The following is a 12,892-nucleotide window of genomic DNA, read 5'->3' on the forward strand; positions in this document are numbered from 1 at the left end:
CTTAAAATTTCAGGTAAATCAAGAAAATGCCAGGAACGGTGAAACACAGAGCAACAAACCGGTGACGATAATCAGGTACAGAGAGGCACCTTTGTATTTGTGCAATGCCGGTACTTTGTAAACCAGCCACGCCGGGATCAGGCACCCCACCATGCCGAAAATCGGGCTACAGATAGAGGTGAAGCTCAACACCGGCGCGTTCAGTACGATGGCGCTCCAGGCCAGTAAAATAGCGAAAATCATGATGCCGCGCTGGACGAGATTTTCGTTAATCTTCTCGGCTGGTATCTTGCGGCGCAGGATGTTCATTACTATCCCTTGCGTGGCTTCGCGAAAGCCTAAATAGACGCCAAAGAACGCGGTCATTACGGCAAAGATATTGAGAATGACGCTGACCACTTTTACCCATGCTGCGCCATCACCGCTAATAAACTGCGCGGCAATCGCCAGGGCAGAAATATTCTGCTCATAGGCTTTTACCGCTTCGTCATGTCCCATCGCCAGGGTGAACGACACGGCATAGAAAAAGACAGTGACGAACAAAATGCCAAATGCAATGTTCATTGCCCGTAGCGCTTTATGTCGCGCCACTTCAATCGATTTTTCCCGCGAGCGATAGGAAATCACCATCGGGCTTAAAGTCTGAATAAACAGGATTGAGGTCAGAGTAAACGGCAGCGTAATAATCGCGTTTTTCACCAGCAGCCCCAGCGGCGGCAGCGAACCCACGTTATACAGATGCCACATTCCGACCATCGACACGCCTAATGCCGCGACTACCAACAGTTTGGTCAGCACCATGCCGGTTGAAATTTTGAATAACAGTTTCTCGCCGCGTGAGGAGATCGCCACCAGAATACAAATCAGTACCAGTCCATAAAACGGATTGTCTGACAGCACGCTTTCGGTCACGCCAAAAGTATGCAGATAGGAGGCACTATCGTTGGTGATGGCGGTGGAATAGACGAACATCCAGATCACCAGCATCACGAAATAAAGTGCACCTAACAGGATGCCCCAGTTTTTGCCTAAATAGCCACTGATGACGCTCGGATAATCTTTACACTCCGGCGATTCGGCCAGCGTATTAATAAACAACCGCTGAAACAGATACATTGCCGGGTAACCAATCACTGATGAGAGCAAAAATACCCACAATCCCATCAAACCGACCTGCACCGGGAGAAAAACAATCCCCGCGCCAATCGCCATCCCAATACTCATAATCACCCAACCGGTGTCGGTACTGTCGAATTTGATTGCTTCACGCCACTCACTTTCGCTCATTCCAGCACGACCCGCCGGGGTCGAAGCGTCTGCAATAACGCCTTTATTCGATGCAATTTCCATAATTTCTCGCTCAATATTTTGTAGGGCTTATTATTTTTTTCCGAGCCGCATCAAGGCGATATGCGGTCTACGTTTTTTGCAGGCGAGTTATTAGAATAAAGAAATGATACGCGTGAGGTCAGAGAAAATCTTCACAATCAAGACTTTGAAATAACGGTGATGGATAATAATTTTCTACCAAATCGATAAATAGGAAATGGTTATTCTCTATTTGCGGCAGATCACAATAAAAAAGGGTGCACATTTTGTGCACCCAAGGATGAAAGCTGACAACAATGTCAGCCGCAGACCACTTTAATAGCCAGTCCTCCGCGTGAAGTTTCGCGGTATTTATCGTTCATATCTTTGCCAGTCTCATACATCGTCTCGATCACTTTATCGAGCGAAACACGTGGTGCAGAGGTACGCTGCATCGCCATCCGCGCTGCGTTCACCGCTTTCACGGCATTAATCGCATTCCGCTCAATACACGGAATTTGCACCTGCCCGGCTACCGGATCGCAGGTCAGCCCAAGGTTATGCTCCATGGCGATTTCCGCCGCATTACACACCTGAGCCGGGCTACCGCCCAGCAGTTCGGTTAGCCCTGCCGCTGCCATCGAACAGGCCACGCCAATTTCCCCCTGACACCCCACTTCCGCACCGGAAATGGAGGCATTCATTTTATATAGCGCGCCGATAGCACCAGCCGCCAGTAGAAAACGAGCGATAGAGCGCTCATTGAGCGGACGGCGGAATTTATCGTAATAGGCCAGCACCGCCGGAATAATACCGCAAGCGCCGTTAGTGGGTGCCGTCACTACACGTCCACCAGCGGCGTTTTCTTCACTGACCGCCAGAGCAAACATATTGATCCAGTCGATCACATTCATTGGATCGTTAGAGATATTGTCACTAGAAAGCAGCAAGCGGCGCAGCGCCACCGACCGGCGTGGGACATTGAGCGGGCCAGGCAATACGCCTTCGGTGTTCATGCCGCGTTCAATACCGTCAGACATCACCTGCCAGATACGCGCAAAACCAGCGTCAATTTCCGCTTTGCTGCGCAACGCCAGTTCGTTTTGCATCATCAGACCAGAAATAGACAGCCCATTGTAATCACACATTTTCAGCAGTTCGCCTGCCGAATGGAAGTCATAAGGTACTGGCATTTCGACATCATGCGTCAGGCCGAAGTGTTCGTCTTCAACAATAAAACCGCCGCCGACAGAATAATAGGTTTTGCTTAAGAGTTCTTTCTGCCCTTTCCAGGCAGTAATCCGCATTCCGTTCTCATGACGCGGCAACATTTCCGGATGAAAAATAATGTTTTTTGCTACAGGAAAATCAACCACATGTGCGCCTGCCGCCACCGGGAGTCGACTACTGCGCGTCACAAGTTCAATAAATGCAGGGATCTCATCAATAACAACATCCTGCGGACTGTTCCCTGCCAGTCCCATGATGATAGCGATATCCGTGGCATGGCCTTTGCCCGTCAGTGACAACGACCCGTAAAGATCGACCACAATGTGGCTCGTTGCGGTTAATAAACCACTACTTACCAGCCGATCGATAAAACTTTTTCCAGCATTCATTGGCCCCACGGTATGCGAACTGGAGGGACCAATACCAATTTTGAAAATATCGAATGCACTAATCATAACCACACTCTCGGATTGCCACTCTGTGAAGAGGAGTGGGACGACTCTGCGGCCGCCCCACTCCGGGCTTTACACGCTACGTACTGCGATAGCTTCGATTTCCAGCTTCACATCTTTCGGCAAACGCGCGACCTGCACGCAGCTACGGGTCGGGTAGGTCGCCTGATGCTCATCAAAGAACTGCTTATATACTTCATTGATGGTGGCGAAGTCGTTCAGATCGGTGATAAATACCGTCATCTTGACGATATCGCCCACGGACAAACCGGCAGCGACAACAATCTCTTTGACGTTTTGCAGGCTTAAACGTGCCTGATCTTTCACATCAGCCGGGATCTCGCCGCTCTGCGGGCAAACCGGAATTTGCCCGGAAGTGAAGACCATGCTGCCTAAATCCACACCCTGAACATAAGGGCCGATTGCACCCGGGGCACGTTGCGTTTCGATAATTTTTTTCATACATCCTCCGGCGTCAGAGCGCCTGGGTAAAGGTACGTGAAATCACATCCTGTTGCTGTTCACGGGTCAGCGCGTTGAAGCGCACAGCGTAGCCAGAGACACGGATTGTCAGGTTAGGGTATTTTTCCGGGTGCTCGATGGCATCCAACAACATTTCCCGGTTCATAACGTTGACGTTGAGATGTTGACCGCCTTCGATATCCGCTTCGTGGTGGAAATAGCCATCCAGCAGACCGACAAGGTTGGTTTTGCGTACCGGATCTTCTTTGCCCAACGCCGCAGGGACAATTGAGAAGGTGTACGAAATACCGTCTTTGGCGTAGGTGAACGGCAGTTTCGCCACAGAGGTCAGTGAAGCCACGGCCCCTTTGCGGTCACGACCGTGCATCGGGTTAGCGCCAGGGGCAAACGGAGTACCCGCACGACGACCGTCCGGCGTGTTACCGGTCTTCTGTCCATACACGACGTTTGAGGTGATCGTCAGAATCGACTGGGTCGGCACGGCGTTACGATAGGTTGGTAGCGCTTTAATTTTCTTCATAAAGCGTTCAACCAGGTCGCAGGCAATACTGTCTACGCGCTCGTCGTTGTTGCCGTACTGCGGATATTCACCGTCAATTTCGAAGTCCACCGCCAGACCGTTTTCGTCACGAATCGGTTTCACGCGAGCATATTTAATTGCGGACAAGGAGTCCGTCGCCACCGACAAGCCAGCAATCCCGCATGCCATCGTGCGATAAACATCACGATCGTGCAGTGCCATCAGCGAGGCTTCGTAGCTGTACTTGTCATGCATGTAGTGGATGAGGTTCAGCGCGCTGATGTACTGCACCGCCAGCCAGTCCATGAAGTGGTCGAGGTTATCCATCACTTTGTCGTAGTCCAGCACGTCGTCCATCAGCGGAGCCATTTTCGGGCCCACCTGAATCTTCAGCTTCTCGTCCATCCCGCCGTTGATTGCATACAGCAATGTTTTCGCCAGGTTAGCGCGTGCGCCGAAGAACTGCATCTGCTTACCAATCACCATTGGGCTGACGCAGCAGGCAATCGCGTAATCGTCGCTGTTGAAGTCAGTGCGCATCAGATCGTCGTTTTCATACTGCAAGGAAGAAGTGACGATAGACACTTGCGCCGCATATTTTTTGAAGGCGATCGGCAGCGCTTCCGACCACAGAATAGTCAGGTTAGGTTCCGGTGCTGGCCCCATAGTGTGCAGGGTATGCAGATAACGGAAGGAGTTTTTGGTCACCAGTGTGCGGCCATCCAGCCCCATCCCGCCGATCACTTCCGTAGCCCAGATTGGATCGCCGGAGAACAGCGAATCAAATTCTGGTGTACGCAAGAAGCGCACCATGCGGATCTTCATAATGAAGTGGTCGATCAGTTCCTGCGCCTGCTGCTCATTGAGCACACCGGCTTTAAAGTCGCGTTCAATGTAGATATCGAGGAACGACGCGGTACGACCAAGAGACATCGCACCACCGTTTTGCGATTTCACCGCCGCCAGGTAGGCGAAATAGAGCCATTGCACCGCTTCCTGCGCATTTTGCGCCGGACGGGAAATGTCAAAGCCATATTTCGCTGCCATTTCCTGAATCTGTAACAGCGCACGACGATGTTCTGCCAGTTCTTCACGCAGACGGATAGTGGCTTCCAGATCTTCGCCTTTTTCCAGACGAGACTGAAGATCGGCAAATTGCAGTTCGCGTTCACGCACCAGATAGCTGATGCCGTACAACGCCACGCGGCGATAGTCTCCGATAATACGTCCGCGACCATAACCGTCCGGCAAACCGGTCAGTACCCCAGATTTACGGCAGCGCAGCATATCCGGTGAATAAACATCAAATACACCCTGGTTATGGGTTTTACGCAGATCGGTAAAGATGTACTCAAATTCGCTGTCCATTTCACGGCCATACGCGTGGAATGAACTTTTAATCATATTAATGCCACCGAACGGATGCAGCGCGCGTTTTAACGGCGCATCCGTTTGCAGACCCACTATTTTTTCCAGCGGCTGATCAATATATCCCGCATCATGAGCGGTAATGGTGGTGGCAATATTGGTATCGAAATCTAACGGCGCGTGAGTCGCGTTTTCGATACGAATGCCCTCCATTACTTTTTCCCACAACGCCGTGGTTGCAGGCGTTGCTTCGGCAAGGAAAGATTCATCCCCTTCATAAGGTGTATAGTTGTGTTGAATAAAATCGCGGACATTAATTTCGTTTTTCCAGTCCGTACCTTTAAAGCCAAGCCATGCGTCGGCGTACAGCTTATCGCTGGTATCGATATCTACCTTCATGAAAAATAATCTCTCTACAATACTTCAACTAAATTATGCAAATTCTGCGGGGGCGTTTACTTTGCCTAAATGAATCGCATCTAAGGCAATCATTTTTTCTTCGTTGGTCGGAATAACGGCGCAAATTACGCTCGCATTTTCACTGGAAATAATTCGTTCACCGTAAGAGTTAGATCGATTATTCATTTCTGTATCAATCTCTACTCCTAATACAGCTAAATGTTCCATAACCAAACGACGAATTAAACTTGAGTTCTCCCCTATTCCACCGGTGAATATAATTCCATCCAGGCGATGTAATGAGGCAGCGTGTCCGGCAATATGGCGGGCAATTCGGTGAACAAAGGTTTTAATTGCCAGTTGTGCACGCTCATGGCCTTCATGCCAGGCTTTTTCCAGTACGCGCAAGTCGGAAGAAAGACCGGAAATACCTAATAATCCCGACTCTTTATTTACCACGCGTTCCAGGTCGCCCAGGCTCTGGTTGGTTTGACTCGCCACCCAGGACATCGCACCGAAGTCAACATCACCACTGCGCGTGCCCATCATCAACCCTTCCAGCGGCGTCATTCCCATTGAGGTATCCACGCTCTGACCATTGCGAACTGCACAGATAGATGCACCATTGCCAAGATGCGCGACCACCAGACCGGAGTCATCTTCCGCCAGATCCAGCAGCGAATAGGCGCGCTGAGAAACGTAGCGGTGCGAGGTTCCGTGGAAGCCATAACGACGCACGCCAAGCTCTTCGTAATATTTCCACGGCAGGCCATATAAATAAGCCTCTGGAGCCATTGTCTGATGGAAGCTGGTATCAAATACCGCCACCTGAGTTACACCTGGAAATAATTGCTGTGCCGATTCAATACCACTTAAATTGGCGTAATTATGCAGCGGCGCAAGCGGGGAAACACGGCGGATATTATCAATGACCTCATCGGTAATAATGGCGGACTCGGTAAAAATACTGCCGCCGTGGGCGATACGGTGGCCAATTAAGGCCACTCTGTCATTTAAATTCCGTTTTTCCAGTTCAAATGCAATTGCCTTCAATGCACCTTCGTAGCTGTGGTGAGCCAGCGGTGCTGGCTCTCCTCCATTTACGGATAAGAATGCATTTTCCGAGTTAATACCATCGGCAATACCTGACATTAATACTTCACAGTCTGAGGTATCCAGCACAGAAAACTTAATTGAAGACGAACCACAGTTAATAACTAAAACAACCGGATATTCATTCATCTCTTTTCTCATCCTGAGTTACAGATTAAAACAGTTTGTATACGATGTTCAGGATGGTCAGCAGACCAATCACGGTGACAAACACGTTATCCAGACGACCACGGTATTTCGCCAGAGACGGCGCTTTACGAATGGCGTACATCGGCAACAGGCACAGCAGTGAGGCAATAATCGGCGCACCCATCGCTTCAATCAGGTCCAGAATGTTCGGGTTGGCGTAGGCGACAACCCAGGTAGAGCCCATGATGAAGATCATGCTGATAGTATTCAGTTTACCCAGCGACACTTTGGTTTTGTCACCTTTATAACCGAACTTCAGAATCAGACCGTTCAGACCTTCCAGCGTCCCCAAATAGTGACCGAAGAAAGATTTGAAGATAGCCACCAGTGCGATGATGGAAGCCGCATATTCCAGCGTAATAGCGAACGTCGTTTTGGTGCCGGTCATGGACGCAAAGTGGTTAGCCAGATAAGAAAGTACCGGAATATTCTGCGCTTTCGCTTCCGCCATATTCGCCGGAGAAAGTGTAAACAGGCAGCTAAAGGCGAAGAACATCACTACCGCAACCATCAACATGCTGGCACGAGAGATAATTTGTGAACATTTACGCTCGGTGAAGTCGCGTCCAAAATCTTTCTCATACTCTTCACGTTTAGAAACCACGAAGGAAGAGACGATTGGCGAGAAGTTAAAGGAGAAGACCATAATGGAAATCCCCAACCAGACGGTGATCAGAATGCCATCATGACCCGTTAACGACAGCGCACCGAGATCAACTTGATCGATAACCGCAGAGTTCCAGTAAGGGATCAGCGACAGAGAAATCAGCACCAGGCTGGCGATAAACGGCCATACCAGGTAGCTCATTACTTTAACCATCAGATCCTTACCAAACCAGATGACGAAGGCCATCAACAGCAGCAGGAACAGCGCCACAAAGCCGCGATTCAGTGGCGCAAAGCCGAGCTGGTTTTCCCAGAAAGTCATAAAGGTGTTGGTAATGGTAACGCCATAAATCCACAGCAGTGGGCAAATCGCGAAGAAATACAGGAACGTAATGACCACGCCGCCGGTTTTACCAAAATGCTCTTCCACCGTTTCCGTAATGTTGCCGGAAGGGTTAGAGCCGGAAAGGCACAGACGCGCCAGCGCCCGGTGACAATAAAACGCGATTGGGTATGCCAATACCAACATCAGCAGAATCGGAATTAGTCCGCCAAAACCTGCGCGGATAGGGAAGAACAGCACCCCGGCGCCGATTGCCGTGCCAAACAAACCTAACGTCCATGTGGTATCTGATTTACGCCATGACGATTGTTTTGTCTGGCTGGATACAATGCTATCTGAAGTACTCATATCCTATCCTCAACGAATTAATTAAGCGCCAACGAAACCGGTGATTTGAGAGACGCGGGAAAGATCGATATTACCGCCGGAAATAATACTGACGGTTTTTCTGTTTTGAATATATTGGTCTAATTTACCGCTTAATAATGCAGCACATGCCAGAGCGCCCGCGCCTTCGGTGACGACTTTATTGCGCTGAATTAAGGCAATCATACTGTTTCTGATTTCGTCTTCGCTAACCAGTACGATATCATCGACTAATTCACGAACGATTTCGTAAGTTAAATTACCCGGGCGAGCGACATCACAACCATCCGCCAGGGTGCCGGTAGTTCGGTGCGTGGTTATTTCTCCCGAGTGGAAAGAAGCCGCCATACCGTGAACGTTTTCTGACTGCACACCAATAACACGGATAGTTGGGTTAATAGATTTAATCGCCACTGCAATACCGGCAATTAAACCACCACCGCCAATTGGTACAATTACGTTATCGACATCATAGAGATCTTCCATAATTTCCAGACCAATCGTTCCCTGACCGGCAATGACTTTCGGATCATCATAAGGGGGAATAAAGATGCGACCTTCCGTTTCGACAATTTCACTTACTTTGGCGATGGTATCGTTGAAGTTATCGCCATGCAGTACGACTTCAGCGGAGTAGTCACACGTTGCCGCAACTTTGGATTTTGGCGCGCCTTTCGGCATCACGACTTTACCATCAATCCCCAGCATCGCACAGGAAAGCGAAACCCCTTGTGCATGGTTGCCCGCCGAACAGGCCACTACCCCCTTGCGTTTCTCGGCATCGGTTAAGGAGCTTAATTTATTAAATGCACCTCGAATTTTAAATGAACCAGTACGCTGCATGTTTTCAAACTTCAGGAATATTTCACCTTTGCAACGTTCACTAAAGTAGTTAGAGCGAGGCATGCCTGTTTTATAAATTCGCCCAGCCAGACGTTGTTTTGCTTCAATAATGTCATCAATAGCAACCGGCAGATCGTATGTAATATGCATTATAAAACCTCTTCGCCTGAATTAAATTTGTAGGTAACCGTAACCAACACCTGTAAAAATACAGGTGGATTATTCATGTTTAAATAAAAAACAAATAACTAACCAACTTCTATTAATTGCCTTCGTCGACACCCATTATAAGATGAATACTCTTTAGCTAATTCCACCAAAACTGATGCTGCTTTTTTGATACGATAATTTTTTGACCATACTGCGGCATATCGTGCCACCGGCAACGTTTCCTCAACCGGAATAGTAATAAATTGATTAGAACCAAAAGGTGAAGTCATATCGCAGGGAATAACGGTTAAGAAATCAGCATTGAGAACAAGATTATAAATGGTGACGACCGAGTCGGTTTTAACGATGTTTTCAATACTGATGCCATTTCTTTGTAGCGTGGTGAGTAGCTCGCTGTAGTATCCCATATTCGTTTGTGGCAACACCCACTGTTCGTTCTTCAAAGACTCCAGCGTGGTGGTGCCGGTGCATGTTCGGGACTTACCGGCAACCAGCACGAATTCTGATTCGAACAGCGGCTCAACATGCAAATCCTGAAGCTTCATTTCTGCACTTAACGTACCTATCGCAAAATCCAGGCGCCCATCGCGGATAGCCGGTAAGAACGAAGACAGTTGCGCTTCATACATTGAGACCTGCGCTTTCGGGAACACCTCTTTGAATTTGTTGATCATCCCGGACATAAAGGTAAAGCCAATCAGCGATGGAAAACCAAATGAGACTTCCACTACAGCCTCAGTGGACATACCGCTAATCTCATTAACCATATTTTTCATTTCGCGGGTAATGGATTCGGAACGAGAGAGCAACAATTGACCAGCAGGTGTCAGCGTTACGCCGGTATTTTTCCGAACGACTAATTCAACGCCAAAATAATCTTCAATATCGTTAATGATTTTACTTACCGCTGGTTGAGTTAACCCTAATTCTTTTGCAGCCGATCCAATAGAGCCACTTCTGATGACTTCCTGAAAGACTACCAGGTGTTGCGTTTTAGGAAGAAGAATAGTGCTCATAACAACCTGCGTTAATTACCTCATTGACGGAATGAATTGTATCAAAATGGAATGAACAGGATATGTGCGACCACTCACAAATTAACTTTCAATAGTTTTCCAGGTAAATCCTTAAAGCGATATATCCATTTAATATCAATGAGTTAGACAATAAAAATCAACACAAAGCCTGACTTTTATCAAAAAAACAAGGGGGGATAACCATATTTTATGGCGATAACAACACGCTTGATTTTTCTTATTAGAAAATGCGCTTAGACGATATTTCAATCAATTACCGTGTATTTCGCAGACGAATTTTAAGTTAAATTTAATGAGCAAGTTATCAAATTTTATTATAAACAAATCGTTTTCATAGATAAATAATGCGGCACATCACATTTTTTTGCGCCATTTGTTGAAGATGAAACATTGATTATAGCAAAAGCTTAAAATCTGACAAACATATATTAAACAAACAAAACAATTGATTAACGTCATTTTTCCTCTCAATGGCAGGACGTCATTTTGTGAACGCAATCGTTTCCCATGATTTATTCTTGTTTTACGGTTACCGAATAGCATTTTGTGTTGAGGATCACAAAACTAATAATTGCTATTCGAAGTAAGTTATCAGCATAGACCACAGGATGGCTAAAAAGAGTGTTTATATTAAACCAACAGGCCGCGCTCTTTTGGGTATAGCGTCGTGGACAGTCATTCATCTTCCCGCCCGACCCAAAAAGAAAAAACCCGCCAGCTTGCACTGACGGGCTTTGTTAAATCAGGTGAAACTGACCGATAAGCCGCGTTCTTTTGGGTATAGCGTCGTGGACAGTCATTCATCTTCCTGCCCGCCCCAAAAAGAAAAAACCCGCCAGCTTGCACTGACGGGCTTTGTTAAATCAGGTGAAACTGACCGATAAGCCGGGTTCTGTCGTGGACAGTCATTCATCTAGGCCAGCAATCGCTCACTGGCTCAAGCAGCCTACCCGGGTTCAGTACGGGCCGTACCTTATGAACCCCTATTTGGCCTTGCTCCGGGTGGAGTTTACCGTGCCACGGACTGTTACCAGCCGCGCGGTGCGCTCTTACCGCACCCTTTCACCCTTACCTGATCCCACTTGCGTGGGCCATCGGCGGTTTGCTCTCTGTTGCACTGGTCGTGGGTTTCCCCCCCAGGCGTTACCTGGCACCCTGCCCTATGGAGCCCGGACTTTCCTCCCCTCCGCCCGTCTCCCCCGAAGAGGACGACGACGAAGCGGCGACTGTCTGGTCAGCTTCGGCGCGAAGTATAGAGGGTTTGCACGCCCTTGTCACCCCGCACTGCGCATTCCAATCGCCAGTGTGGCGGCGATATTGCGTGAAGCGCGGTAAATATTGTCATAAGCCCCGCTGAAAGCTTCATCCAGGGTAACAATGCTGTTCAACACGCTGAATACGGCATCGATGCCGTGCTGATGCACAACGCCGACATCCTTCGTCAGACTCCCTGCAATACCAATTACCGGTTTATGATATTTCTTCGCGACATTCGCTACGCCAATCGGTACTTTGCCGTGGATACTCTGGCTATCAATGCGCCCTTCTCCGGTGATCACCAACGTACAATCGTGAATATGTTCTTCCAGATTCAACGCCGTAGTCACAATCTCAATGCCGCTCTTTAGCTCTGCACCAAGAAACGCCATTAGCGCCGCCCCCATACCGCCCGCAGCACCAGATCCGGGGACGTCTTTCACATCAACATACAGCGATTTTTTGATGACATCAGCATAGTGAGAGAGATTCTTGTCCAGCTCAACAATCGTGGCTTCATTAGCCCCTTTCTGCGGGCCAAAGATACGTGAAGCGCCGCTGTCACCCACCAGCGGATTGGTGACATCGCAGGCGACGCGAATCGTACAATCCTTTAAGCGTGGATCAAGGCCAGAGATATCAATGGTATTCAGGGTATTGAGGCTGCCGCCACCAAAGCCGATTTCATTACCACTGGCATCGCTTAACTTCGCTCCCAGCGCCTGCACCATTCCCGCGCCGCCATCATTGGTAGCACTGCCGCCAATGCCGATAATAATAGTGGTTGCGCCGCTCTCCAGCGCCTGCAAGATTAATTCACCCGTACCACGAGAAGTGGTCACCAACGGATCACGCTTTTCCGCTGGAACCAACGCCAGCCCACTGGCCGCCGCCATTTCAATAAACGCGGTTTTACCGTCGCCAGAGATCCCCCAACAGGCATTCACCTTCTCACCCAGCGCCCCCGTAACCCAGGCTTGACGTTCGGTCCCCTGAGTGGCAGCAATCATCGCTTCCACCGTTCCTTCACCGCCATCAGCAACGGGAACAGAAACATAGTGTGCATCAGGAAAAATTTCCCGAAATCCCTTTTCTATCGCCTGCGCAACCTCGCTGGCAGATAAACTTTCTTTGTAAGAGTCTGGGGCGATTACGATTTTCATATCTTTGCCTGTTACCACATGACGCCGGAGGGCGTTTCTCTTAT

9 protein-coding genes and 1 other RNA gene are annotated in these 12,892 nt (G+C 48.8%); all 10 read right to left on the reverse strand.

Annotated elements, in window-relative coordinates:
* Positions 1 to 18 precede the first annotated feature (18 nt).
* The 10 genes from C0K55_RS03795 to garK all read right to left on the reverse strand — a co-directional run bounded on the left by C0K55_RS03795 (position 19) and on the right by garK (position 12,848).
* Entirely contained in the window at positions 19 to 1,350 is a 1,332-nt protein-coding gene (locus tag C0K55_RS03795) for an amino acid permease (RefSeq protein WP_000401606.1), read from the reverse strand.
* Positions 1,351 to 1,628: 278 nt separating this feature from the next.
* Positions 1,629 to 2,993, reverse strand: a complete 1,365-nt coding sequence (gene tdcG / locus C0K55_RS03800; RefSeq protein WP_000622150.1) for an L-serine ammonia-lyase — start codon at positions 2,991 to 2,993, stop codon at positions 1,629 to 1,631.
* Positions 2,994 to 3,062: 69 nt separating this feature from the next.
* The gene (locus C0K55_RS03805) at positions 3,063 to 3,452 is read right to left on the reverse strand and encodes an enamine/imine deaminase (RefSeq protein ID WP_000719985.1); all 390 of its coding nucleotides are present in this window, start codon (positions 3,450 to 3,452) and stop codon (positions 3,063 to 3,065) included.
* Between the two features lie 13 nt (positions 3,453 to 3,465).
* Positions 3,466 to 5,760, reverse strand: coding sequence for a 2-ketobutyrate formate-lyase/pyruvate formate-lyase (gene tdcE / locus C0K55_RS03810; protein WP_001517141.1), 2,295 nt, complete (start codon positions 5,758 to 5,760; stop codon positions 3,466 to 3,468).
* A 33-nt stretch (positions 5,761 to 5,793) separates the two neighbouring features.
* On the reverse strand, positions 5,794 to 7,002 hold the full coding sequence (gene tdcD / locus C0K55_RS03815) for a propionate kinase (protein ID WP_010379154.1): 1,209 nt from the start codon (positions 7,000 to 7,002) through the stop codon (positions 5,794 to 5,796).
* A gap of 25 nt (positions 7,003 to 7,027) precedes the next feature.
* Entirely contained in the window at positions 7,028 to 8,359 is a 1,332-nt protein-coding gene (tdcC, locus tag C0K55_RS03820; protein WP_000107717.1) for a threonine/serine transporter TdcC, read from the reverse strand.
* Between the two features lie 21 nt (positions 8,360 to 8,380).
* Complete coding sequence (tdcB, locus tag C0K55_RS03825) at positions 8,381 to 9,370, reverse strand: bifunctional threonine ammonia-lyase/L-serine ammonia-lyase TdcB (protein WP_000548354.1); 990 nt, start codon at positions 9,368 to 9,370, stop codon at positions 8,381 to 8,383.
* A gap of 98 nt (positions 9,371 to 9,468) precedes the next feature.
* Entirely contained in the window at positions 9,469 to 10,407 is a 939-nt protein-coding gene (gene tdcA, locus C0K55_RS03830) for a transcriptional regulator TdcA (protein ID WP_000104220.1), read from the reverse strand.
* Between the two features lie 886 nt (positions 10,408 to 11,293).
* An RNA gene (rnpB, locus tag C0K55_RS03840) (RNase P RNA component class A) lies at positions 11,294 to 11,670 on the reverse strand.
* A 32-nt stretch (positions 11,671 to 11,702) separates the two neighbouring features.
* Positions 11,703 to 12,848, reverse strand: coding sequence for a glycerate 2-kinase (gene garK, locus C0K55_RS03845; protein ID WP_105266157.1), 1,146 nt, complete (start codon positions 12,846 to 12,848; stop codon positions 11,703 to 11,705).
* Positions 12,849 to 12,892 lie beyond the last annotated feature (44 nt).

The sequence above is a fragment of the Escherichia sp. MOD1-EC6098 genome, from assembly GCF_002965865.1.
GTDB classification, from domain to species: Bacteria; Pseudomonadota; Gammaproteobacteria; order Enterobacterales; family Enterobacteriaceae; genus Escherichia; species Escherichia marmotae.